A 24094-nucleotide genomic window follows, 5' to 3' on the forward strand; every position below is an offset into this window, starting at 1 on the left:
TAATCCCGCCCTAATCAATTGCGGGATATGCGTTCTTTCGTTTTACTTAACCAAACTGATTTTATCGACCAACTCGGTAACGGCCGCCTCGGAAATATCCAGCAACGGTTTCGGATATACGCCGATACCGATAACCAGCACCACCACCGCCGTCAATATCACCCATTCGGTTCCTTTTATGTCGGCGAAACCGCTTGTCTGGGTATTCACCTCACCCAGCATCACCTTTTGGTACATCCGCAGCAAATATACGGCGGCAAGGATAATGGTAAGCCCACCGAATACGGCATACCAAATACCATACTGGTAGATACCCATTAATAGCAGGAACTCACCGATAAACCCATTGGTCACCGGCAAACCGATAGCCCCCATCACGATTGTTAGAAACATAATCGCAAGCACAGGTGCCGATTTGGCGATTCCACCCATCGCGGATAGGTCGCGCGTACCCAGTCGGCGGGAGAGGATATCCACCACAAAGAACAGTCCCAGCACACTGATGCCGTGGTTAATCATCTGGATGATGGCGCCCTGCAAGCCCTGCACATTCCAAGCAAAAACCCCCGCCCCGATAAGGCCTACGTGCGCAATCGACGAATAGGCAATCAGCCGTTTCGCATCGCCTTGCTTGAACGCGATAATGGATGCATAGACCACCCCAATGATACACAGCACCAACGCCAACTGGCCGTAGGCAGCGGTACCCAACGGGGCAATCGGAATCAACCATCGGATAAGGCCATACACACCCATTTTGAGCATGATCGCCGCCAGTAACATCGTGCCCGCGGTGGGCGCTTCGGTATACGTGTCGGGCTGCCAGGTGTGGAAGGGGAATATCGGCATCTTGATGGCGAAAGCAATGAAGAACGCCCAGAAAATCCACCGTTGTGTACTTTCATCGAGTGCCAGTTGATAAAACGAGCTGAGCTCGTAATCGCCCGAAGGCACCTGCACATGTAGGTAGATGATGGCAATCAGCATCAGCAGGCTTCCGAAAAAAGTATAAATGAAGAATTTGATGTTTACGCGGATACGGTTCTCGCCACCCCAGAGGGCACAGATGAAGTAAATCGGAATCAGTGCAACTTCCCAGCCCACGTAAAACGCAAATGCGTCCAAAGCCGTGAAGACGAGCAACAATCCGGCCTGCATGAACAATACCAAGGCAAAGAAGCCGCCCTTGTAGTCGTGGCTGAACGCGGAAAGGATGATCAACGGGATGAGCCCGTTGGTGAGCAGTACAAGCGGCAAGCTGATTCCATCGATACCGATGTGGAAATGGATGCCCAACGCGGGTATCCATGCAAACCGCTGCTCAAACTGCATACTGGCATCCGGCACGAAATTGACCAAGAACGGAATCGTGAGCGCCAGGGAAAGCAGCGACACCAGCAATGCCAATTGCTTGGCTGCGCGGGCTTGCCGTACAAAAGCGAGCGCTATGGCTCCAAGGACCGGAATTAACAGTAGTATAAATAGATTGTCCATGTACGCGATATAACTTCGTCTCGATTAACCGTTAAAAAAACCATAAGCCAAGAGCGCCACGACGGCGATGACCATCATAAAGATATACGAACCCACGTTGCCGGTCTGCAGGAGCCGAACCCCATGGCCCGACTCGCCAACCCGCTTGCCCAACCCATTCACTAACCCATCAATTCCTGCCCGGTCGATGATGCGATAGAAGAATACCGACAGGGCATTGAAAGGGCGCACAATGAGGGCATCGTAGAGTTCATCCACATAAAACTTGTGATAAGAGAGCTTGGCCAACGGACTGCGGGGCGCATCATCCCCCCCGGGCACGGTACCTTTGACCGCATATTGGCGATAGGCTACGACCGCCATGACGATTGCTCCGATTGCCGAAACGGCCATGAGTACGTATTCTGTACTGTGATCTAAATGGAACGCTCCCGTTACCGCGGCCGAATCGGCGAATACCGGAGAAAGGAAGTCGGCCAATGCATGCCCACCGCCCAGCGCCGACGGCACATTCAGCAAGCCACCCACGGCCGCCAAAACGGCGAGGATAACCAAGGGGACCGTCATCGTGGCTGGCGACTCATGCAGGTGGCTTGCTTGCTCAGCGGTACCCCTGAATTTACCGAAGAACGTCAGCGACAGCATCCGGAACATGTAGAATGCGGTAAATAGCGCACCAATGAAGCCAAGCGCCCACAGCAGTTTGTTTTCGGCAAACGCATGGGCCAGTATTTCATCTTTGGAAAAGAAGCCCGATAGCGGCGGTATCCCAGCGATCGCGATGGTAGCGATAAGCATAGTCACATAGGTAATGGGCAGGTGTTTTTTTAAACCACCCATGCTACGCATGTCTTGCTCATCGCTCATGGCGTGGATGACCGACCCGGCACCCAAAAACAGCAGTGCTTTGAAAAACGCGTGGGTGATGACGTGGAAAAAGGCCCCCGTGAAAGCACCAACGCCCAACCCCAAAAACATATAGCCCAATTGGGATACGGTGGAATAGGCCAATACTTTCTTGATGTCATTCTGCGTAATAGCGATGGCTGCTGCCAGCAAGGCTGTACAGATACCGATCGCAGCGACCACCTGCAAGGTGATCGGCGAGAGCGTAAACAGGATGTTTGACCGTGCAATCATATAAATACCCGCGGTAACCATCGTGGCGGCATGAATCAAGGCCGACACGGGCGTGGGACCGGCCATCGCATCGGGCAACCAGGTAAACAGGGGAATCTGGGCGGACTTACCGGTAGCCGCTATAAACAGTAACAACGTAATCAATAGCAACGTCGTGTCGCCCATGGCCATTCCAGCCGCCTGGGGAAATACACCTGCAAACTCCAGCGTACCGAAGGTGTTGAATATCATGAATACGGCAATGAGGAAACTCAAGTCGCCGATACGGTTCATCACGAATGCCTTCTTTCCGGCACTGGCAAACTCCTTGTTCTTAAACCAGAAACCGATCAGCAGGTACGAACACAAGCCAACGCCTTCCCAGCCGATGAACATGACCACGTAGTTTGACCCCAACACCAACAGCAACATGAAGAAAACGAATAGGTTGAGGAATGCGAAAAACTTGGCAAACCCCGCATCGTGTTTCATGTAACCAATGGAATAGACGTGAATGAGAAAACCAATGCCGGTGACGATGAGCAGCATGATGGCGCTTAGCGGGTCTACCAAAAAGGACAGTGAAACGTTTAGGCTACCGGCGTTAATCCATTCAAAAACGGATTGGACAAACGTTGCGGATTCACCGGCTTGCCGGGCCGAGTATACTTCTGCGAACACGCCGCAACTCAACAGAAACGAAGCCAGTACCACGCCGCTGCCTAATAGCCCAACCAGCGATTTAGGTAACGCATTTCGACCCATACCGTTGATCAGAAAACCAAGTAGTGGCAACAATGGAATCAACCAAATTAAATCTATCATCTTTTGTTAATCGTTCAAATCGTCAGTCTTCAATCTGCACATCGCTGCATCAGCGTATCGTCACATCAACATCATCCCCTTAAGCGGTTCAGCGCATTGATATCCACCGAGCGGGTATTCCGGTACACCATCACGATGATGGCCAAACCCACCGCAACCTCGGCAGCCGCCAGTGCCATGATGAAAAACACGAATACCTGGCCGGCCGGATCGCCATGATGTACTGAAAACGCCGTTAGCAGTAGGTTTACCGAATTGAGCATCAATTCGACAGACATCATGATGATGATGACATTGCGGCGTATAAGCACCCCCATGACACCGATGGCAAAAATAACACTACAAAACAGGATATAATGATTGAGTGGTACACCCTGTATATTTTGTATAATGGTTTCCATTTATACTTTTTTTGGATCGTTCTTGGCTAATAATACGGCACCCACCATGGCGGTCAACAACAATATCGAGGATATCTCAAAGGGTAGCAGGAAATCGCTGAATAATACCTTACCCAAGTTGGATACCAGTCCGATATCGGGATTTTTCAGCACGACCGGGTCTGACACTTCCAGTAACCGGAATGATGCGGCCAGCGTTACCAACAGACACATACCCGCAATGACACCCATGAATTTCACCAGATTGGACTTAAGGGGCTCGGTATCCTTGTTGAGGTTGAGCAACATCAAAACGAACAGGAACAGCACCATGATCGCACCCATATAGACAATGAAATTGACGACGGCGAGAAATTGTGCATTCAACAGGATATAGTGCACCGTAAAGGTGAAAAAGGTAATAACGAGGTAAAGTACGCTGTGTACCGGATTCTTGGTGAAGATGGTCATCAACGCAAAGAAGATTGACAAAAAGGCCACAAAATAAAAAACGCTCATGCTGCTTTCGTAGGGGTTATCTGCGGACTAGGCCGTGGGTTCATGTTTTTCGTGAAAGTCAAACCGGGGCTCCACCAATTTGTCTTTTCCATAAATAAAATCCTTGCGGAGATAGTCAGCCGACACGTGGGGGCCATCTAAGTAAATGGCTTCCTTGGGGCATGCCTCTTCGCAGAGACCGCAGAATATGCAGCGAAGCATGTTAATCTCATACACGGCGGCGTACTTCTCTTCCCGATAGAGGTGCTCTTCCCCCTTTTGCCGCTCGGCAGAAATCATGGTGATGGCTTCGGCAGGGCAAGACAGCGCGCAAAGCCCACAGGCGGTGCACCGCTCGCGGCCTTCTTCATCGCGCTTCAGCGAATGCTGCCCGCGGAAGTTTTTCGAATACGGCCGTTCTTCCTCCGGATACTTCACGGTGGGAATCGGCTTGAAAAAATGCTTGATGGTAATGCCTAGCCCCTTGAAGATTGCCGGGAGATAAATGCGCTCCCAGAAGTTCATGGGCTTCTGCTCCAATACCTTTTTCCTATTGCTTAAAGACTGCATATCGTTTTCCCCAACCAAATTTCGTTAAAAAAATGTATCATTGATAATGGTAATCACCCCGGTCAACACAATATTGGCGATAGCCAATGGTATCAACACTTTCCAGCCCAGGTTCATCAATTGATCATAACGGAAGCGCGGTAGTGTCCACCGGATCCACATGAAGAAAAAGATGAACGCGAATATCTTGGCAAAAAACACGACGACACCGATGATGGTGATCCAATTTTGGGAGAGACCCAGCGTATCCATGAAAGGAAAATTATACCCCCCGAAATAGAGTGTGGCCATCAATGCCGAAGAGACAAACATGTGGATATACTCCGCAAACATGTAGAGGCCGAGTTTCATCGACGAATACTCCACGTTGTAACCACCGATCAATTCAGTCTCGCATTCGGGCAAATCGAACGGTACACGGTTACATTCTGCGAATGAGCAAATGAGGAAAATGAGGAAACCCAACGGTTGCACCCAAATGTTCCAATTGACGAATCCCGATTGCTGCTCTACGATTTCCTTCAGCGAAAGCGATTGGGTAACCATCAACAGGGCGATAAGCGAAAGCCCCATAGCCAACTCGTAGCTGATGCTTTGCGATGCGGCGCGCACCGCGCCCATCAATGAAAACTTATTGTTGGATGCCCAGCCGCCCAGCATGATGCCATACACGCTGAGTGCCACCACACCGAACATGTACAATACGCCGATATTGACGTCTGTTACCTGCAGTTCGATGACCCGTTCACCGATGGTGAGCGTTTGCCCCCACGGGATGACCGCACTGCCGATACATGCCGTAATGATGGCAATGGTGGGTCCGAGGATAAATAACGACTTGTGCGCACCGGCAGGGATGATCTCCTCCTTGAAGAAGAACTTACCGCCGTCGCACAGTGGCTGCAGGATACCGAATGGTCCGGCGCGGTCCGGTCCGTAGCGATCTTGCATGAAACCGGCCACCTTGCGTTCGGCCAAGGTAGAATACATCGCAATCACCAGCGTAATCACGAAAATCAGGCTTACCAATATTACTTTCTCAATGACAAATGCCAGTTCCATATCTAATACTTCCTATTTTCAAACCAACACATCGATTCATCTTCAAATCATCCAATCAACACCCTATGGCAGTAACCGTTCCACGCGGTCAAACTGCTCCTTATTGGCCTCCTGTAAGGCCAGATTCGTTTTGACCACCGGCGGCGGATTCAATTGTTCGTAGTGGTTTGCCGAGATCACAGACGTCCGCTTCACCGTGCGTGGTCCTTCGATTACCCAGTCTGCGGTGGCCTTCTTATCGAACCGGCACGTATTGCAGATAAACGCTTCGGCCTCGCCGTAGGTATCTTTCCGGGCAGTGACCCGCAGCACCTCTTCGCCCTTATACCACAACGTTACCTTGCCGCTGCATGTCGGGCAATCGCGATGAGCCTCGACGGGTTTGGTAAACCACACCCGGTTTTTAAACCGGAAAGTTTTGTCCGTCAATGCGCCAACCGGGCATACATCGATCATGTTGCCGGAAAATTCATTATCTACCGCCTTGGTAATATAGGTGGAGATTTCGGCGGCATCGCCACGGCCCAAAACACCATGCACGCGTTGTGGTGTAAGCTGATCGGCCACCATCACACAACGGTAGCACAGGATACAGCGCGTCATGTGTAGCTGTATTTTATCACCGATATCGATTTTGTCAAACGTGCGCCGTTCAAACTCGTAACGCGTCTCCGCTAGGCCATGCTCATAACTCAGGTCCTGCAGGTGGCATTCACCGGCTTGATCGCATATAGGGCAATCGAGCGGGTGGTTGATCAGTAGCATCTCCACGACACCCTTACGGGCCTCCAGCACTTCGGGTGAGGTAATGTTCTGCACTTCCATGCCGTCCATCACCGTGGTGCGGCATGAAGCGACCAATTTCGGCATGGGTCGCGGGTCCTTTTCCGAGCCCTTACTCACCTTTACCAAGCAGGTGCGGCACTTACCGCCGCTACCTTCCAGCTTGGAATAGTAGCACATCGCCGGCGGCACAACGTCGCCACCGATCGTGCGGGCCGCATTCAATATGGTTGTCCCCGGCGAAACTTCCACCGGGATACCGTCAATGCTTACCTTGAATTTAACGTCTTCAGCCATTCTTTTTCAGCTATACACTGTCAGCCCTCGGCTTCCAGTCCTGTTAACTCCGTACTTAAAACCTTTCTTTTTCACACCACCGGCTCCAGCGGATCGGCATAGTGCGCCAATCCGTAATTACGGGTCTGCGCTTCCTGACCATTGGCTACGTGCCACTCGAATTCGTCCCGGAAGTGGCGGATGGCGCTACCCACCGGCCATGCAGCCGCATCACCGAGCGGGCAAATCGTATTACCCTCGATGTTCTTGGCAACATTCACCAACAGGTCGATATCACTATAGGAGCCATGGCCGTGTTCGATATTATGCAACACTTTTTCCATCCATCCTGTCCCTTCGCGGCAGGGCGAACATTGCCCACAGCTCTCGTGGTGGTAGAACCGGGTGAAATTCCACGTGTTACGCACGATGCACTGATCTTCATCAAATGCGATAAAACCGCCTGACCCCAGCATCGTACCACTTTCGAAGCCTCCGTCCGCGAGTGATTCGTAGGTCATCAGGCGCGGCTCACCGCTCGCCGTTTTCACGATCAGGTTGGCTGGAAGGATGGGTACGGATGAGCCCCCGGCTACCACCGCCTTCAGGCGTTTGCCATTGGGGATACCTCCACAATATTCATCGGAATAAATAAACTCCTCTACGGGCACACCCAACTCGATTTCGTAAACGCCCGGTTTATTCACGTTGCCGCCGGCAGAAATCAGCTTGGTACCCGTGCTCCGTCCCACGCCGATTTTTGCATACTCCTCGCCGCCGTCGTTGATAATGGGCACGGTGGCAGCAATGGATTCCACGTTGTTCACCACCGTGGGGCAATTGTAGAGTCCCGATACGGCAGGGAAAGGTGGTTTAATCCTGGGGTTGCCCCGTTTACCCTCCAATGACTCCAGCAATGCGGTTTCTTCCCCGCAGATGTAGGCACCACCGCCGGGCTGCACATACAGCTCCAGGTCGTAGCCGGTGCCCAAGATATTCTTGCCGAGGAAACCGGCATTTCTGGCTTCGGCAATGGCCCTCTCAAGGATACGTATCTGCGGCATCATCTCGCCGCGCACGTAGATGTATGACGTATGGGCACCCAATGCGTAGCTCGACACAATCATGCCCTCGATTAATGCGTGGGGAATGTATGTCATCAGGTAACGGTCTTTGAACGTACCCGGCTCCGACTCATCGGCATTGCATACGAGGTAACGCGGCACGCCTTCAGGCTTGGCCAGGAAACTCCATTTCATCCCTGTGGGGAAACCGGCGCCACCCCGGCCCCGTAAACCCGACGCTTTCACTTCTTCGACCACCTCTTCTGGGGTGAGCGTTTTCAATGCTTTCTCAACAGCCCGGTACCCCCCTTTCTGGCGGTACACCTCATAGGTTTGGATGCCGGGAACATCGATATGTGTCAACAATAATTTACGAGCCATAATTATCAGCTTTCAGCCGTCAGCTCTCGCCCTTCAGCTTTATTCTTCAGTTCTTTTATCAGTTGGTCTACTTTCTCTTCCGTGAGGTTTTCATGGAAGGTATACTCCGGCCCGATCTGCAATACCGGTCCGTAGCCGCAGGCGGCCATGCATTCCACTCCCCGCCAACTGAACAACCCGTCGACGGTCACCTCTCCTTCTTTTACGCCCAGTCGCTGCTCGATATGTGCCATGATGCGCTCCGCACCCACCAGGCAACAGGGCCCGGTACGGCACACTTCCAGCACATACTTGCCCTGCGGCCGTAGGAAAAACATGGTATAAAAGGTGGCTACCTCATATACCTCTATGGGTTCCAGCTTAAGGTAGGCGGCCACGCTGTCCATCGCGGGGACACTCAGCCAGCCATATACCGCTTGAACCTCGTGCATGATCGGCAGCAAAGCCGACTTCTGCCGTCCTTCTGGGTAGCGCGCCACGATCTCGGCAAACTTGCCCAGCATTTCTTCCGTGAACTCCACGGGTTCATTATGTTTCACACTAAGCATCCAATTCTCCTGCTATGACGTTTAAGCTACTCATGTTGATGATGGCATCGGAGAGCAGCATCCCGCTACTCATCGGTGCGTACATCTGATAGTTGATGAATGATGGCCTGCGGAAATGCAGCCGATAGGGTGACCTACCGCCATCGCTGATCAGGTAAAAGCCCAATTCACCGTTTGCCCCTTCCACGCAGTGGTACACCTCATTCTTCGGCGCATCGATTTCGCCCATCACAATCTTGAAATGGTAAATCAACGCCTCCATGTTATTGTAGACCTGCTCTTTAGGCGGAAGATAAAAATCCGGTACATCCGCATGGAAAATGCCCTTTGGCTCCTTTTCAATCTTGTCCAGTGCCTGTTCAATGATTTTCAAGCTCTCCCACATTTCGTTGTTGCGGACCATGAAACGGTCGTATACATCGCCTTTGGTGCCCACGGGGATATCAAACTCAAACTCTTCATATGACGAGTAAGGCTCGTTCACCCGAACGTCGTAATCGACACCAGTGGCACGCAGTATCGGCCCACTCCAACTGTAACCCAAAGCGGTTTTTGCATCCACCGCCGCCACATCCGCAGTACGGTCGATAAAAATCCGATTACGGTTGAAGAGTTCTTCAAATTCTTTCAACACCGGCGGGAACCGTTTCAGGAACTCACGGATTTTAGCAAACGCAGTTTGGTTGAAATCCCGTTCGAACCCACCGATACGGCCGATGTTGGTGGTGAGTCGTGCCCCGCAGATCTCTTCGTAGATTTCATAAATAAATTCCCGCTCTTGCAGTACATAAAGGAAGCCGGAAAAAGCACCGGTATCCACGCCAAGAATGCCGTTACAGATGATATGGTCGGTGATGCGTGCGAGCTCCATGATGATCACGCGCATATACTGCACCCTTTTAGGTATCTCGATTTCGAGGAGCTTCTCTACCGTCATGTGCCAGCCCATGTTGTTGATGGGCGACGAGCAATAGTTAAGGCGGTCGGTTAGCGGTGTGATTTGGTAGTAAGGTCGGTGTTCGGCGATTTTCTCAAATGCCCGGTGGATATAGCCGATAGTTGACACACCACTGACGATGCGTTCGCCGTCGACCTGCAGGACATTCTGGAACACCCCGTGTGTGGCGGGATGAGTAGGCCCGAGATTGAGCGTAAACAACTCATCCTGCGGGTCGTTGTCGCTAAAAACAGGTTTGTTGCCCGTTATTTTGGAAACCGAATCGCTCATCATATCTTATCTTCCGAAGAAATAGTCTTTCTTATCTATCTTATTGGGGTCTTCCAACGGATATTCTTTCCGCATGGGAAACACCTCCATGTCGTCTACGTTCAAAATGCGCCGCAAATCGGGGTGCCCGACGAATTGTATACCGAAGAAATCGTAGGTCTCACGCTCCATCCAATTCGCACCATCCCACAACACAGTAGCGGTGGGAATGGCTGGGTATCCCCCTTGCAGGAACACTTTGACACGGATACGCACATTATTGACCAGACTGTGCACATGGTACACCACGGCAAATTCCTTTTCCAAGTCGGGGTAGTGTACGGCCGTGATATCCGTCAAATAGCCGAATTGCAATTCTTCATCGGTTTTCAAAAATTCCAGGACATCCAGCAGCTGCGTCGTATCGGTTTCGACGGTAAGTAGCCCAAATGGTTCCGTTATGTTGCGGATGGCATCTCCGTCAAACCGGCCCTGAAGACGCTTCAATACCGTGTTGTTATCGAGTTTAGCCATGGGTTTGTATTCCGTACTTTTCAAGTAAAGCCTTATATTCGGGCGAATTGCGCCGATTCAATGATTCATTCTTCACGATTTCCTGCAACCGCATGACACCATCGAGGATCGCCTCCGGTCTTGGAGGACATCCCGGCACATATACATCAACCGGAATCACTTCATCGATACCTTGCAGCACCGAATAGGTATCGAATATCCCACCGCTCGATGCACATGCCCCTACGGCAATCACCCAACGGGGTTCGGCCATCTGGATGTATACCTGCTTAAGCACCGGCGCCATTTTTTTGGCAATGGTGCCCATAACCAACAACATATCGGCTTGCCGCGGCGAAAAGCTCGGCCGCTCCGCACCAAAACGGGCCAAATCATAGTGAGCGCCCATCGTTGCCATGAATTCGATACCACAGCACGATGTCGCAAATGGAAGCGGCCATAATGAATTGGCCCTAGCCAACCCAATAGCCTTATCCAGTGTCGTTGCAAAAAAACCCGACCCTTCTACGCCAGGCGGCGCCGGCGCCAATTTAATATCACTCATGCTTACTCCGGTCTTACCTCAAAAAAAACTCACCTATATTACAGTATAGACGAGTCGCAAAATTACAATATATTGGGTGCTTATCGGGCGAATTGTATTATTTAGAAACGTTCTAGTGTTGTGCGACTCAGTCCCACTCCAATGCTTTCCGCTTAATGATATAAATGAATCCCAACAGCAACAATCCCATAAACACGAACATTTCAATCAGCCCAGACAATCCGAATTCGCGGAAATTGACTGCCCAAGGATACATGAAAATAACCTCTATGTCAAAGATGACGAATAGAATCGCCACGATAAAATACTTAATGGAAAACGGCTGGCGAGCATTTCCGATTACTTCCACGCCCGACTCGAACGCACCCAACTTATTCTCAGTCCTTACCTTAGGACCGATGAGGTGCGTAATGATGATTGTTCCCACGCCAAATCCGGCCGCTACAATCAGTTGGATTAATATAGGTAAGTAATCCTGGGGGGTACTCAATAATTCCGATTCCATCGTATCTGTGTTAACGTGGGACAAAACTAAAAAATAAAGCGCTAATTCGGAAATTAGCGCTTTATTAAGGTCGTTACTGAAAAACCTGCGGTGATGCTGATTACCTTCCCGCAGAATCAGCTGCTGAAGCGGCTGACGCTTGCTCTAAGTACTGTAGCGTTTGCTTAGCATAGTCATTCTCAGGGTCCAGCTTCAATGTTTCTCCGAGATAATCCCGGGCCTTCTGGTACTCTCCGTTTTTCGCGCTAATAGCTGCGAGGTTGTTGTAGATCTCGATGAAATTATTTTTAGCCTTCTGTACCTCGGCATCTCCTTTTTCTTTCACTACTTCAATGTACTTTTCGAAGTAAGGAACGGCCAATCCCTTGGGCTGCTCGCTATCGTCCAATAAATTCTTAATCCTCGCCTTAAACAGGTAAGCGTCTTGCGTAGTCGGTGCCTTTTCGATAACTACACCGAATGCGGTATCTGCTTGATGCAGCAATTCCGTTTCCGCTGGACCACGTTGGGCCACCGGCTTCGTTGCAACCGCATAATATCCAGCATATCCGAGGTAGAAGTTATCGTAAATAAAGTTACGCGACGCAGGAGTAGATGCGGCAATTTCGAACACCTTCGAGGCATCCACAAACTTCTTGTCGGCAAAAATCTCCTTACCCACATCGTTGAGGTCATCGGCGATGGACGAATCGGCAACCACGGCTTTCTTCAACTGCACAATCCCTTCATTGAACAATGCTTCATCTGTCGGGTTGCTTTGCGTTGCCAATTTGATATCGGCAAGGCCCAAGTGAAGGTAGTCACGCGGAATGATGCGGTCGGCCTCCATCCGGGTAAATAGCTTATCCAACGCGTCTTTACTTTCCTGGAACTGTTTGTTTTGATAAGCCGAATATCCGAGGTACCGCAGTACCTTCGGGTTTACATCTTCCAGCTGTGCCAATTCAGCTGCCTGTACTTGCAATTCTTCGTAGTCTTTCACATAAACCAAGAAGTCAGCATAGCGGATCCGCGAATCTACTGTGTAGTCGGTTTTATCCATATATTGCTTATAGAACTTCACAGCTTCCTGGTTGCGTGTGTTGTAGTCTTCTATGGCGGTTGCCGTGTTGGCCCATGCATGGTAGGTCTCTGCGAGCTCGCGGTATGTAGGTGCATAGTCAGGCACCTCTTCGGCGATTTGCTTCAATCCATCAATCGCCTCTTGCCAAGCATGCGATAAACGGGTAATCACCTGCAGCTGTACCTTTGCACGTGTTAACGTATTGTCCAGCAGCGACGCGTCCCGGTAATTCACATAAGCAGGACTGGCGCTCTCCAATCCGAAATATGCATCCCCCAGCGCCAACGGAATCATCGGATCTTCCGTATTCTTGGCCTTCGCTTGATCCAAGTATTCTACTGCCTTTTGGTAGTTGGGCTCGGGTGCATCAATATACGCCCTACCGATATGGTAAAGCTCCAAATATTGCTTGCGTTTCAATTTCTGAGTCGCTTCTGCAAACTTCGCTGTGGCAGCACTCTCGTTGCCGCTATATAGCTCAACGATCCCCTGCCCTACCTTATTTAAGTTGTTTTTCGGATCAGCGGTCAACCCCTGATCAAAAAGTGTTTTTGCAGAATCAAGGTGATCGTTCTCTATATAAACGAGCCCTAAATAAAAGTAATTTTCACCGTTTTTCGGCTTGCTTTTCACAAGCGTCTCCAGCATTTGCTTTGCTTGGGCGAACTGCTCCGCATCTATCGCCTTCTTCGCGTCGTCCAAGCTCTGCGCCTGCACTCCCGTAACCACAAAAGCAAGGGATATACCCCATATCATTGCTTTCTTCATCATTTTTACTCTATTAAGTGTTTAATCTATTTACTTCCTTATAATTAATTCCCTTGGTGGCAAGCTATCCGGCATTAAGCCCGATTTCAAGATAATCCGCTGGCCTGACAATCCGGTTAAAAACGCTGCAAAGCCCATGCCTAAACCCTTCCGGGGCTCGGCGTTGATGATATAAACCGAACGCGACAGTGGATAAATTCCCTCGGCCAGGTTTGACTGCGAGGGCTTATAATAACCGTCGGCACCCGGTTTTCCCGCCTGACTGCGCACACCGAGTACCTTTACGCCGTCTGTATACCGCCGGAGTGCGCTGTCTGGTCTGACCACCCAACTCAGCCCCAGTACACCAACGGTTCTTGGAGTCTCGTAGACGTATTTCAGCACCTCACTATTCGATTTCAACGCGTATACTCCAGTTGCCGGTAGCGAGTCAACGCCGGCCAGATCCTTCAAATAACGCACCGTACTAGAGTTCGGATTGTCAAACACCAATCTATCTACTTGCCCAACCGGTTCTTTCCCTTGCATCACACGGATGATATCGTCTACGGTTATCACCGAATCAGCACTGTTTTTATTGACTACCAACGCGAGTGCATCTTCAGCGAACCGGTATACCCTCGGTCGGAACTGGCGGGCTTCAAAGAACGTCATTTCCTCAGCATTCAACTGCCTGGTGAGCACGGCAACCTCAACTTCGTTATTCACAAGTTTGGTTACAATCTGGTTCTCTTGCGCAACGGACAACTCCACGTCCGCTTGCTTGTATAAGTGTTCGAAAACCGCTACTTGTTCTTCCATAACAGGAAGCAATGTCTCATCCACCAGCACTTGCAGCTTACCGCCCACAATGGTTTGGTTTTCCTGCGGCTGCGGGTTATTACATGAACCCAAGACAGCCAAGAGACCAAAAATGTGCGGTAATAATACTAATTTTTTCATAGTTATGAAAAAATAACCTCTTTTTTGCTCAACTCCAAATTCATCGACTTTGCCAAAGCCGTACAAAGCGGAAGAAAGAATAAACCACCAACAATAGCCCAAACAAGACCCTATACGTGCTATCCAACTCGAGCGGAAAGTTTTTCCAAAAGATAACGACAAGGCCCAACACCAGGTAAAAACCAAACATAAACAGGCCCAAAATAGACAGAAACCGCTTGTTGGGCGATTTCTGTCTGCCATTGTTATCTCTATCGTGTTGCTGCACCGCTTTACTGCTGGAGATTAAGCCGGATAGGCAATGTGTAGGCCACACGTACAGGTCTTCCGTTCTGCACACCTGGCGACCACTTTTCCGCTTTCGAAAGCAGTTTCACTGCCGCCTCGCCGGTTCCATACTTCAAGTCCCGTACAATCTTGATATCCGTTAGGCTACCGTCGCGTTCCACAACGAACGACACCTGTACCTGACCATTCACACCGGCCTCAATAGCTGCCTGCGGATAATCGTAATTCTTTGCTATCCACGCCATGAAGGCAGGCAGGCCGCCCGGTGGTTTCGGATCGATTTCTACCGATTGGAAAATCTCATTACTATTCGATTCGGTCACTTCGGCATCAATCTCCCCTTCGCCGACCGGCAAGTCGATGCGGATTTCCGCATTGGGGTCACCTTCAATCGTCTTAGATCCCGGATCGGCCAATTTCAGCTCTTCGACCGTAGGCGGTTCTTCATCCCGTACCTCTTCAGCAGGTACCACTTTCGGTTCCGGCATACGCACCTGGTCTACGCGTGGGGGTGGGGGTTCCACCGGTGGGGGTGGAGGTGGTTCCTCCTCGTTTACAGGGGGCGGTTCTGAAAGGACCACCTCTGTTTCTATCAACTTTTCAGTCTCGTCGGCTGGCTTCATGTCAACACCTATCCACCTCGCAATCGCCGGGGCCAAAAGCAGCACCACGAAAGAGACGGAGGCAACAAACATCCCAATATTGGTAGCCTTGGGCGAGAGTTTACGAAGTTCATAGGCTCCGTACTCCTTATTCCGCCCCTCAAACACCACATCGAGCCATTCCTTCTTAAAAATATCTAATTTAGTACCGAACATAATCTATCGTTTTACGTGGTGATCGTTAATCATTGTAGAGGCCATCACGCTCCAACACCTCAATTTCCGGCTCGCTAATGGTCCCGATCATATATTGCTTAGCTTCCACAATATTCATCTCATCCAGGATATCCACGAGATTACGGTGTGTGGATTTATCGCTAGGTCGGATGACCACAATGAGTCCTTTCTCCGAATCGCCGGTTAACCGGGGAACCTCTTCCAATTTTTTCAATAGGATCGGGCGGATGCCATCTTTACCATAATCGACAATTTCCGGTCCTTCAATAGGCTCACTATAGGTACCCATGTACCACTCGATTTTATTATTGGAACCCAAAAGGAGGGTCATGGTCCGGTTATCGGCAACTTCTAACCGATCTTCAGGGTCCTCTTCATTTTTATCCGGCATCGCCACGTCCATGGCATTCGGCTTGTTCAACGAGGTTGTAAGCATAAAGAACGTGATAAGCAGGAAGGCCAAATCCACCATCGCGGTGAGGTCAACCCGTCCTCCGGCTTTCTTGCTCCTTATTTTACCACCTTTCTTGCCACCGCCACTATCTTGATTTAATTCTGCCATTGCATTAAAATCTTAAACTGTTAACAAAACTCCACCACTAGAAATCCTCGTTACGCAAGGCGGTAATCAAGCTGAATTTATTCACCTTTTGGCTTTGCAGGATATCGATTACCTGTTTTATTGCAGGATATTTCTCCTCGGCATCACCCTTTATGGAAAGCCGCAAATCAACGTCTTTAAGCTCTTTCGTAGCTACCCGCGCTGAATATATCCAATGAAACAGTTGGTTGGATACTTCCTTGGTCGAGTCGGCCGGAATACCCGGTTGCAACCCCGGACGAACACGGTCATTGGCGTCCATGTTGATGATTTCCTTCAGGTTCCCCATGGGTACACCGAAAGTTTCCATAACGGCAAAACGCTCCTTTTCTTCTGCGGTGAACGGAATGGAGTACTTCTCCGACATCAATTCCAACATACGACCTTTGATTTCCCGGCCTTTGACGCCAAAGAAAATCTTTCCATCATCACCAACAGTGATTAACGCAAGATTTTCATCCGGTACTTTCACTTGGGTCACAGACGCGGGAGTGTCCACTTCCAACGGCTCCGGCTGCCTTGCTGTCGCCGTCAATATAAAAAATGTGAGCAGCAGAAAGGACACATCGCACATGGCCGTCATGTCTATCGTCGTACTTGTTCTTTTAACTTTTGCCCTTGGCATAGTGTTACTCTTTAATTACTATTTACTGATAAGATGCACATCCATCCGGTTTTCCATAAAACCGGATGAAAAATATGCTATTTGTGGCTCGCCGCGTATGTTTGCACAATGGAGAAGCCAGCCTCATCAATCGAATAGGTAAGCGTATCGATTTTCGACGTAAAGATGTTGTAGAATACGATGGCAATTGCCGATGTAGCGATACCTGTTGCCGTATTTACCAAGGCTTCGGAAATACCGTTTGCCAGCTGTGCTGAATCTGGTGAACCACCCGTTGCCAATGCGGCAAATGCCCGGATCATCCCCGTTACTGTACCCAACAGCCCTGTCAAGGTACCGATTGATACCAGCGTAGCAATGATTGTCAGGTTTTTCTCAAGCATCGGCATCTCAAGTGCTGTAGCCTCTTCGATTTCCTTTTGGATAGCTACGGTAGCTTGCTCAGTATCTAGGTTAGGGTTGGCAGATACATCTTTGTATTTCAAAAGCCCGGCCTTAATTACGTTTGCTACAGAACCTTTTTGCTTGTCGCATTCCGCGATTGCTGAATCGATGTTGCCACCGCCAATCAGCGACTGGACACGACGCACGAAGTTACCTACGTTGCCTTTACCCGAAGCCCTGCCAATCACGATGAAACGTTCGATCGAAAATACCCACACCATTAAGAACAGACCCAATAATACAGGTACTACCACACCTGCGTGATAAACCATCCCAAAATAGTTACCGGGTTTGGGCTGGTTTTCCGGATTGTTGTCAATAAAGTTGTTCGGGTCGCCCATGATATACTTCCAAACCAATGCCCCGATTATGAAACAGATAATAATCGCCAGACTTGCAAAGACATTCGAACTTGAATTGCTTTTTTCTTGTTGTGCTGTACTTGTTGTTGGTGCGTTTGCCATTTTTCTGAATTTTAGACTTTAATGTTGTTAACTATGATTTTTATGTAATTTGTGCAATTTATTCCTTGGTTGACCGCCATAACGGCCAAAGCAAATATAGTGTTTTAAACCAATTATAAAATCTTTGTCAATAATTGTTTAGTAACCTCCCAACATGCTAGGGGCGCGCGGCAGCAGCATCAGCACACCCTAAACAAACTATGCTTCTGTAATCCAAAAGCAATTTTTTTACAATGAAAACTATTTTTTTTTGTAATTGCAAATTAAACATTCAAATAAATTGGTTTTAGCAGCCTACAAACGGCATTTATACATTTATTTTAAAAGGACTCGTGTTTTTTCTTTTTATCAATGTTCTAACAGCCAATAAATTAAACCCATCCTGTTTTCATCTGGCCTACTGGTCGTCGTATCTTACAATTGTTACGTAGTACGGTTGTTTTGTTTATCCACCCACCGGTTTTACCCGATATCCTTCATCCAATAAGAGCTGCACGATGCGTTGTTTGAAATCGCCCTGCACGATAATTTCGCCGTCTTTTGCACTGCCGCCCACACCACATTTCTGTTTAAGCCGCTTGCCCAGAGCCTCCAGGTCGACTGCGGACCCTATAAAGCCTTTCACCAGTGTTACCGTCTTTCCACCCCTCATTTTCCTATCCAGCATTACGCGCAGGTCTTGTTGCCGATTGGGCAATGTATCAACCTCGCTTGTTTCCGTCTCCTGATAAGCAAAATGCTCGTCGGTCGAATATACGATGCCGCTATACTGCTGTTTCCGTTTCATGTTTCTTAAACTCCGTGTTTTAGTAAACGATGGTTTTTCTAATAAATTGTCCACTGCCGTCAGTTTCAGCAAAGTATCCGCAAGGTAGCAGGTTTAACCAAAATATCCAAAACACTTCCCATTTCCTTCGGTTCACCGTCTACATGTACCGCGTCCGCATTTTCCCTTTCGATACGGATCTGCTTTCCCGGAACGATTTCAACATATTCCGATTGATCCGCTGTTTTATTAAAGAGATGGAATACCATCATTGGGATCGTATACAGCGGGAACTTGTGGATAATACAGATGTCCAGCACACCGTCGGTTACAGAAGCCTGTGGTGCCACGTAAGCATTATTGCCGTACTGGGGCGAGTTGGCTACACTGATCATGAACGCCTCCCGCTCGATCACCTCACCGTCGATATCCAGCAGATACCGCTTCGGCTTATACGTACTGATTTCTGCGAGTACGGCTTTCATATAACCGATGGGACCCCTGATATTATCGTTGGCAAACCGGTCACTGACCGAGGCGTCGAACCCGATACCAGCCATATTGAAAAACGGAAGTCCATTGATGCTACCGCTATCGATGGTCATATGGTCGAGGCGGTTGAGGCGCCGGATAGCCGCCCGTTCGTTCAGCGGAATGCCCAAGTACAGCGCCAATCCGTTGCCCGATCCCTCCGGTATTATCCCGAGCACGGTATCCGTGCTATTTAGCGCGGCTGCAATTTCATTGATGGTACCGTCGCCACCAACCGCCACGACGACATCCATCCCATCAGCTACCGCCTGCGTAGCCAATTCATTCGCATGCCCGGCATAGGCGGTAAAGGCAAATGTAGCGTCAAACAGGCTCGTATCGAGATCGGCCATCACGCGTTTCTCAAAACCTTTCTTTTTTCGCCCGCCAGATATGGGGTTAACTAAAAACAAAATCCGTTGCTTTCTAGCCATTCCTTCGCAATATTCCCACAAATGTATCAGCATTGTTGTACATTGCATAGATTGGTGCGATATTTTATATAAACTTAACACGGGTAGTCACTTTATTTCCATTTTGAAAAACATAAAAGTATCGTAGCTTTGCAGCTCAAATATAATCGTACATGCCATATTTATTCACTTCAGAATCCGTTTCCGAAGGACACCCCGACAAAATTGCCGACCAGATTTCCGATGCACTCATCGACAATTTCCTCGCATGGGATGCCGATTCCCGTGTGGCCATCGAAACCTTGGTCACCACTGGGCAGGTTGTGCTGGCAGGCGAGGTCAAATCCAAAATATATCTTGATGTACCCAAAATTGCACGCTCGGTCATTGAGCGCATTGGTTACACCAAATCCGAATACATGTTTGAGGCCAATTCGTGTGGCATCCTTTCTGCCATCCACGAGCAGTCGCCCGATATTAACCAAGGGGTAGACCGTAAGGAAAAACAGGAGCAGGGGGCTGGTGACCAAGGGATTATGTTTGGCTATGCTAGCAACGAAACCGAAAACCTCATGCCGCTGGCACTGGATCTCGCCCACCGGTTACTTTTTGAACTCGCTGCCTTACGCCGTGAAAACAAAGACATTACTTACCTACGGCCCGATTCGAAAGCCCAGGTGACGTTGGAATATGATGACAACCACAAACCGGTCCGTATCGACGCGATTGTCATATCTACGCAACACGATGACTTCGATAGCGAAGCGGCCATGCTTGAAAAAATCAAGTCAGACATTATCCATATCCTTGTACCGCGGGTGAAAGCGCAGCTGAAGCCCGAGCTGCAACAACTGTTCACCGACAATATCAAATACCACATCAACCCGACAGGCAAGTTTGTCATTGGCGGCCCCCACGGCGATACCGGACTTACTGGACGGAAAATCATTGTGGACACGTATGGTGGCAAAGGAGGCCATGGCGGCGGTGCATTTTCGGGCAAGGATCCATCCAAAGTGGACCGGTCGGCAGCCTATGCGACCCGGCACATTGCAAAGAATCTGGTTGCTGCAGGGGTGGCTGACGAATTGTTGGTGCAAATCTCTTACGCTATCGGCGTAAAAGATCCGATTGGAATTTATGTAAACACCTACGGTACGGCGAAAGTTAACTTGTCTGACGGCGAAATTGCCCAGAAAATCCACGAGCTATTCGACATGACGCCTTACGGCATCGAAACGCGGCTCAAACTCCGCAACCCTATTTATTCGGAAACTGCTGCCTATGGCCATATGGGCCGCGAACCGCGCACGATAACGAAGACTTTCGAAAACAGTAATGGTGAGACCACCACAACAACCGTTGAGCTGTTTACTTGGGAAAAGCTCGATTACGTAGATAAGATAAAAACAGCCTTCGGATTATAAAACGGCAGCAGCCGTTTCCGCTTGGCGGTCTACCTTTTTGACTAAGCCTTGCAATACATTACCGGGGCCAACCTCCGTGAACGAGGAAGCTCCGTCTTCGATCATGTGTATGATGGTTTGTGTCCACCGTACCGGCCCCGTAAGCTGTTCAATAAGGTTGTGTTTTATGGCGTCAGGGTCGGTATACGCTTTGGCGTCTACGTTTTGGTAGATTGGGCACACCGGTTCACTTACCTTTACCGATTCGATAGCCGCCTGTAGCTCCACTTTAGCAGCTTCCATCAACGGGGAGTGAAAAGCACCACCTACATTGAGTTTCAATGCGCGCCTCGCTCCGGCGTCGAGCAATAGTTCACAGGCCTTGTCGACGCCTGCTACCGTCCCTGAGATGACAAGCTGGCCTGGACAGTTATAATTAGCCGGAACAACCACTTCGCTTACCCGTTGGCACACATCTTCTACCGTAAAATCGTCGAGCCCCAGGATCGCGGCCATTGCAGACGGCTGTATTTCGGTCGCTTTCTGCATGGCATTCGCCCGTGCGGCCACCAAACGCAACCCGTCTTCGTAACCGAGGGCTCCGGCAGCTACCAATGCCGAAAACTCTCCCAACGAATGACCGGCAACCATATCGGGAGTAAAAGCCCGTCCTAATGCTTTGGCCAAGATGACGGAATGCAGGAAAATTGCCGGCTGCGTAACCTTGGTTTGCTTCAGTTCCTCATCGGTTCCGTTAAACATCGTATCCGTAATACGGAAACCCAAGATCTCATTGGCCTGTTCAAACAGGAATTTCGTTTCCTCACTGTGCTCATATAGGTCTTTACCCATCCCTACGAACTGGGCTCCCTGGCCGGGAAAAAGATATGCCTTTCTCATGTTCTCATTTTTGTTGCGCTACGCCGTCACTGCGAGCGTTTGGACCCAAAGATAGGGGAATCTATGGAAATAGCCGTTATAATCCCACGTCTTTGAGTATTTCGTCCCAGCTACTGATTCCAATAATGGCTTTATAAGGTTCGAAAACTTCATCCTCCTTATCGGTACCAGCCGCTTGGTAAGCGTACCAAACGGGTTTCCTGCCTCCCGGATCTCCCTCATCATCCGGAAAACGACGCAAACCGATACGCAAGCCGAATTCGCCGCGATTATCGATCCAGTTGTGCCATTGAATTCCATCAATGCCGTCCAAATACTTGAACTTTTTCCAGGCGTAGGCAAATCCCGCTGCCTGCTCTAGCAGATCTTGCTGGCTATACGACCGTGAGTTGGTGCCATTTTCCGAAAGCCAAAGCGTCCGCTTTGTCGACTGCTGGTATTTATGGTCGGTCTTTTTTATCCACGCATCCAGCACTTCCAGGTTCTTAAATGTGACCAATGGTGAGGCCATGCTGAATGTCGCCTTCGTGTCGTTCCACGTTTTGGGTTCGTTGAGGTCTTGGGGATACGGGTGGCAGGCGAGCCCCCATTGGAAGTCGCCCTCGGCACGCGAATAATCCAACAGCCCTTCCAACAAGTCCAACGTGGCATAATCGCCACCGGCGGCGGGCTCCGTCCAAGAATGCGTAAATGATCCCAGCACTTCCGCGTGGGCATCATATTGGCGTGCAATGGCATAACATATGCGCATCGACTTATAGTACGCATCCAGGAAAACATGCATCGGCCGCCCTAAGCCCATATTTGTCCAAACCGTACCCACATCCACCTCGTTATGCATGATCCATTTATGAATCCGTCCGTAAGAATTGTCAGGCCTACTGTATCTATCCGCAAGAAAATCAAGCATAGCCGCATATACGTTCACGCTCGCGGGTTGATCCATCCGTGGCATGGTGAAGAAGGCATCGCCTCCGGAAAACTGCGGATGCTGCAATAGCTCGCCCACCTTAGGGTCGGCAGTTTGACTTGCTTTTTGCACCAGGATAATGGCTGACACGACGATATCTTTATCCGCTGCAGTTTGTAACGTCTTATCCAGGTTTTCAACCTGAGTGCGGTCCACGTAATATTTTTTACCACCATACTCATGCGTGAAGGCATTCGGGCGTTGGTCCAAATACATAAAGCTGGTAACGGGGATGTTGACGGTTATGCTGGAAATAGCAAGGTTGTCCAAGTCCTCGGTAAACCCGCGGTTGAACGCATAGCCCCCCAAGCCCTTCCGGCCCTTCATGGACTGCTGTGGCATGGTGCGTGTCGGTTGGATCTGATCGGGGAAACGGGCGTGTGACCGGATACCTTGCCCGCCCTGTCCCTTGTCGACAACAACCCACTTGGATAGTGCGCGGTCATAATGGAAGCCATCTCTGTCTACATAGCGGTCTATTTCTACGGAAAAGGTGCTTCCCGATACGTCGATGCCCTGTTCGAAATCCGACATTTCGGTCAGTTCGTCGTAGGGTGTTACTTCGGCCAGGAACAAGGGGCTAGTGACAGATAACGTGCCCTCGACCCGGATCTTGTCGGCGGTGACATCCACCAGCGTCACGCGGTCGGGATATTCTTTTCGCAGGTATTCTGAAATGCGGTCGTTCCACTCCTGGTCATTTTGGCGGAATTCCGCCTGCTCACGCGCTCGTTGCTCTTCCTCGGCATTCCGGACACGCAGCATGATATTCTTGATGGCAAATTCAACGCCGGAGCTGTTCCCCAGATCGATTCGCAGGAAATGGCCGACCCTTCCCCAAGTGAACTGCTCGATTTCATCACCCAGATCGATCGAGTACGTCTCCCATGCTGCCGAAGCGGCTACCTCACCCGTTTTGAGCGAGCGTTCTTCCGAGACGGGATCGGCTAGGAAGACCTGAATGTGACTGAGTTTTGCAGACGATTGGTATTCAAATGTGAGCACCACCTTATCGGCACCTCTAGCATACTTCAATGGGGCCAGCTGGATGTAAGGGTCGTCCCCCGTTGTTACCAGCTGGTATTGATTACTTCCATCCGCTTGGATATCGAGGTCGTGTGCTGTGGTCAAATCAAACTTCAGGTATTCGCTGGGGGTAATAACAGGTGGCTTATTTACCGCTTTTTCTTTACATGAGCCATAAAGCGTGGATATGCCCCCAACCAAACACAGCAATAGAATTTTATTCATCATCGGATTATTCGGTAAAATACGTCAATTGGT

Annotated in this window: 24 protein-coding genes; 1 reads left to right on the plus strand and 23 read right to left on the minus strand. The window is 49.8% G+C overall.

All coding sequences use genetic code 11. The features are described 5' to 3' along the window. Positions 1-42: 42 nt before the first annotated feature. The 21 genes from VNQ80_RS10195 to VNQ80_RS10295 all read right to left on the minus strand — a co-directional run bounded on the left by VNQ80_RS10195 (position 43) and on the right by VNQ80_RS10295 (position 19555). Positions 43-1494, minus strand: a complete 1452-nt coding sequence (locus tag VNQ80_RS10195) for an NADH-quinone oxidoreductase subunit M (protein WP_325638128.1) — start codon at positions 1492-1494, stop codon at positions 43-45. A 24-nt stretch (positions 1495-1518) separates the two neighbouring features. Further along, positions 1519-3438, minus strand: a complete 1920-nt coding sequence (gene nuoL / locus VNQ80_RS10200; protein WP_325638130.1) for an NADH-quinone oxidoreductase subunit L — start codon at positions 3436-3438, stop codon at positions 1519-1521. Positions 3439-3509: 71 nt separating this feature from the next. Then, complete coding sequence (gene nuoK / locus VNQ80_RS10205) at positions 3510-3839, minus strand: NADH-quinone oxidoreductase subunit NuoK (RefSeq protein WP_325638132.1); 330 nt, start codon at positions 3837-3839, stop codon at positions 3510-3512. Beyond that, positions 3840-4337 carry an NADH-quinone oxidoreductase subunit J gene (locus VNQ80_RS10210; protein ID WP_325638134.1) on the minus strand — a complete coding sequence of 166 codons (498 nt, stop codon included), beginning with the start codon at positions 4335-4337 and terminating at the stop codon, positions 3840-3842. Positions 4338-4364: 27 nt separating this feature from the next. Continuing rightward, a complete protein-coding gene (locus tag VNQ80_RS10215; protein WP_325638136.1) occupies positions 4365-4886 on the minus strand; it encodes an NADH-quinone oxidoreductase subunit I in 522 nt (173 codons plus the stop codon). Between the two features lie 24 nt (positions 4887-4910). Continuing rightward, positions 4911-5948: an NADH-quinone oxidoreductase subunit NuoH gene (gene nuoH, locus VNQ80_RS10220; RefSeq protein WP_325638138.1), complete on the minus strand. Its 1038-nt coding sequence runs from the start codon at positions 5946-5948 to the stop codon at positions 4911-4913. Positions 5949-6011: 63 nt separating this feature from the next. After that, positions 6012-7028: a 2Fe-2S iron-sulfur cluster-binding protein gene (locus VNQ80_RS10225; protein ID WP_325638140.1), complete on the minus strand. Its 1017-nt coding sequence runs from the start codon at positions 7026-7028 to the stop codon at positions 6012-6014. A 71-nt stretch (positions 7029-7099) separates the two neighbouring features. Next, positions 7100-8452, minus strand: a complete 1353-nt coding sequence (gene nuoF, locus VNQ80_RS10230; RefSeq protein ID WP_325638142.1) for an NADH-quinone oxidoreductase subunit NuoF — start codon at positions 8450-8452, stop codon at positions 7100-7102. Between the two features lie 5 nt (positions 8453-8457). After that, positions 8458-9000, minus strand: a complete 543-nt coding sequence (locus VNQ80_RS10235) for an NAD(P)H-dependent oxidoreductase subunit E (RefSeq protein WP_325638144.1) — start codon at positions 8998-9000, stop codon at positions 8458-8460. Continuing rightward, a complete protein-coding gene (locus tag VNQ80_RS10240) occupies positions 8993-10228 on the minus strand; it encodes an NADH-quinone oxidoreductase subunit D (protein WP_325638190.1) in 1236 nt (411 codons plus the stop codon). The genes VNQ80_RS10235 and VNQ80_RS10240 overlap by 8 nt, the downstream gene beginning before the upstream one ends. Before the next feature lie 6 nt (positions 10229-10234). After that, a complete protein-coding gene (locus VNQ80_RS10245) occupies positions 10235-10741 on the minus strand; it encodes an NADH-quinone oxidoreductase subunit C (protein ID WP_325638146.1) in 507 nt (168 codons plus the stop codon). Further along, positions 10734-11285, minus strand: coding sequence for an NADH-quinone oxidoreductase subunit B (locus VNQ80_RS10250; RefSeq protein WP_325638148.1), 552 nt, complete (start codon positions 11283-11285; stop codon positions 10734-10736). Before VNQ80_RS10250 ends, VNQ80_RS10245 begins: the two co-directional genes overlap by 8 nt. A gap of 127 nt (positions 11286-11412) precedes the next feature. After that, on the minus strand, positions 11413-11790 hold the full coding sequence (locus VNQ80_RS10255; RefSeq protein WP_325638150.1) for an NADH-quinone oxidoreductase subunit A: 378 nt from the start codon (positions 11788-11790) through the stop codon (positions 11413-11415). 100 nt (positions 11791-11890) lie between these two features. Then, entirely contained in the window at positions 11891-13624 is a 1734-nt protein-coding gene (locus VNQ80_RS10260; protein WP_325638152.1) for a tetratricopeptide repeat protein, read from the minus strand. A gap of 27 nt (positions 13625-13651) precedes the next feature. Continuing rightward, positions 13652-14563, minus strand: a complete 912-nt coding sequence (locus VNQ80_RS10265) for a substrate-binding domain-containing protein (RefSeq protein WP_325638154.1) — start codon at positions 14561-14563, stop codon at positions 13652-13654. Between the two features lie 272 nt (positions 14564-14835). Next, entirely contained in the window at positions 14836-15669 is an 834-nt protein-coding gene (locus VNQ80_RS10270) for a TonB family protein (protein ID WP_325638157.1), read from the minus strand. A gap of 25 nt (positions 15670-15694) precedes the next feature. After that, a complete protein-coding gene (locus VNQ80_RS10275; protein ID WP_325638159.1) occupies positions 15695-16252 on the minus strand; it encodes a biopolymer transporter ExbD in 558 nt (185 codons plus the stop codon). Between the two features lie 37 nt (positions 16253-16289). Further along, a complete protein-coding gene (locus VNQ80_RS10280) occupies positions 16290-16916 on the minus strand; it encodes a biopolymer transporter ExbD (RefSeq protein ID WP_325638161.1) in 627 nt (208 codons plus the stop codon). Between the two features lie 77 nt (positions 16917-16993). Next, positions 16994-17824 (minus strand): MotA/TolQ/ExbB proton channel family protein, encoded by an 831-nt coding sequence (locus tag VNQ80_RS10285; protein ID WP_325638163.1) that lies wholly within the window; start codon positions 17822-17824, stop codon positions 16994-16996. Positions 17825-18269: 445 nt separating this feature from the next. After that, positions 18270-18611: a translation initiation factor gene (locus VNQ80_RS10290; RefSeq protein ID WP_325638165.1), complete on the minus strand. Its 342-nt coding sequence runs from the start codon at positions 18609-18611 to the stop codon at positions 18270-18272. A 65-nt stretch (positions 18612-18676) separates the two neighbouring features. After that, the gene (locus VNQ80_RS10295; protein WP_325638167.1) at positions 18677-19555 is read right to left on the minus strand and encodes a diacylglycerol kinase family protein; all 879 of its coding nucleotides are present in this window, start codon (positions 19553-19555) and stop codon (positions 18677-18679) included. 152 nt (positions 19556-19707) lie between these two features. Between VNQ80_RS10295 and metK the strand changes: the two genes are divergently transcribed. Beyond that, positions 19708-20961 carry a methionine adenosyltransferase gene (gene metK / locus VNQ80_RS10300; RefSeq protein WP_325638169.1) on the plus strand — a complete coding sequence of 418 codons (1254 nt, stop codon included), beginning with the start codon at positions 19708-19710 and terminating at the stop codon, positions 20959-20961. Here the strand turns inward: metK and fabD are convergent. Both fabD and VNQ80_RS10310 read right to left on the minus strand, forming a co-directional pair. Beyond that, positions 20956-21840, minus strand: coding sequence for an ACP S-malonyltransferase (gene fabD / locus VNQ80_RS10305; protein WP_325638171.1), 885 nt, complete (start codon positions 21838-21840; stop codon positions 20956-20958). The two genes, metK and fabD, sit on opposite strands and share 6 nt — an antisense overlap. Before the next feature lie 76 nt (positions 21841-21916). After that, a complete protein-coding gene (locus VNQ80_RS10310; protein WP_325638173.1) occupies positions 21917-24064 on the minus strand; it encodes a DUF5722 domain-containing protein in 2148 nt (715 codons plus the stop codon). Between the last annotated feature and the right edge of the window lie 30 nt (positions 24065-24094).

The organism is Parapedobacter sp. (genome assembly GCF_035556095.1).
In the GTDB taxonomy this organism is placed as follows: Bacteria; Bacteroidota; Bacteroidia; order Sphingobacteriales; family Sphingobacteriaceae; genus Parapedobacter.

Coding starts and splice junctions, on each gene's coding strand:
- VNQ80_RS10195 (WP_325638128.1), bottom strand. CDS start 1,494: ATGGACAATCTATTTATACTACTGTTAATTCCGGTCCTTGGAGCCATA.
- nuoL (WP_325638130.1), bottom strand. CDS start 3,438: ATGATAGATTTAATTTGGTTGATTCCATTGTTGCCACTACTTGGTTTT.
- nuoK (WP_325638132.1), bottom strand. CDS start 3,839: ATGGAAACCATTATACAAAATATACAGGGTGTACCACTCAATCATTAT.
- VNQ80_RS10210 (WP_325638134.1), bottom strand. CDS start 4,337: ATGAGCGTTTTTTATTTTGTGGCCTTTTTGTCAATCTTCTTTGCGTTG.
- VNQ80_RS10215 (WP_325638136.1), bottom strand. CDS start 4,886: ATGCAGTCTTTAAGCAATAGGAAAAAGGTATTGGAGCAGAAGCCCATG.
- nuoH (WP_325638138.1), bottom strand. CDS start 5,948: ATGGAACTGGCATTTGTCATTGAGAAAGTAATATTGGTAAGCCTGATT.
- VNQ80_RS10225 (WP_325638140.1), bottom strand. CDS start 7,028: ATGGCTGAAGACGTTAAATTCAAGGTAAGCATTGACGGTATCCCGGTG.
- nuoF (WP_325638142.1), bottom strand. CDS start 8,452: ATGGCTCGTAAATTATTGTTGACACATATCGATGTTCCCGGCATCCAA.
- VNQ80_RS10235 (WP_325638144.1), bottom strand. CDS start 9,000: ATGCTTAGTGTGAAACATAATGAACCCGTGGAGTTCACGGAAGAAATG.
- VNQ80_RS10240 (WP_325638190.1), bottom strand. CDS start 10,228: ATGAGCGATTCGGTTTCCAAAATAACGGGCAACAAACCTGTTTTTAGC.
- VNQ80_RS10245 (WP_325638146.1), bottom strand. CDS start 10,741: ATGGCTAAACTCGATAACAACACGGTATTGAAGCGTCTTCAGGGCCGG.
- VNQ80_RS10250 (WP_325638148.1), bottom strand. CDS start 11,285: ATGAGTGATATTAAATTGGCGCCGGCGCCGCCTGGCGTAGAAGGGTCG.
- VNQ80_RS10255 (WP_325638150.1), bottom strand. CDS start 11,790: ATGGAATCGGAATTATTGAGTACCCCCCAGGATTACTTACCTATATTA.
- VNQ80_RS10260 (WP_325638152.1), bottom strand. CDS start 13,624: ATGATGAAGAAAGCAATGATATGGGGTATATCCCTTGCTTTTGTGGTT.
- VNQ80_RS10265 (WP_325638154.1), bottom strand. CDS start 14,563: ATGAAAAAATTAGTATTATTACCGCACATTTTTGGTCTCTTGGCTGTC.
- VNQ80_RS10270 (WP_325638157.1), bottom strand. CDS start 15,669: ATGTTCGGTACTAAATTAGATATTTTTAAGAAGGAATGGCTCGATGTG.
- VNQ80_RS10275 (WP_325638159.1), bottom strand. CDS start 16,252: ATGGCAGAATTAAATCAAGATAGTGGCGGTGGCAAGAAAGGTGGTAAA.
- VNQ80_RS10280 (WP_325638161.1), bottom strand. CDS start 16,916: ATGCCAAGGGCAAAAGTTAAAAGAACAAGTACGACGATAGACATGACG.
- VNQ80_RS10285 (WP_325638163.1), bottom strand. CDS start 17,824: ATGGCAAACGCACCAACAACAAGTACAGCACAACAAGAAAAAAGCAAT.
- VNQ80_RS10290 (WP_325638165.1), bottom strand. CDS start 18,611: ATGAAACGGAAACAGCAGTATAGCGGCATCGTATATTCGACCGACGAG.
- VNQ80_RS10295 (WP_325638167.1), bottom strand. CDS start 19,555: ATGGCTAGAAAGCAACGGATTTTGTTTTTAGTTAACCCCATATCTGGC.
- metK (WP_325638169.1), top strand. CDS start 19,708: ATGCCATATTTATTCACTTCAGAATCCGTTTCCGAAGGACACCCCGAC.
- fabD (WP_325638171.1), bottom strand. CDS start 21,840: ATGAGAAAGGCATATCTTTTTCCCGGCCAGGGAGCCCAGTTCGTAGGG.
- VNQ80_RS10310 (WP_325638173.1), bottom strand. CDS start 24,064: ATGATGAATAAAATTCTATTGCTGTGTTTGGTTGGGGGCATATCCACG.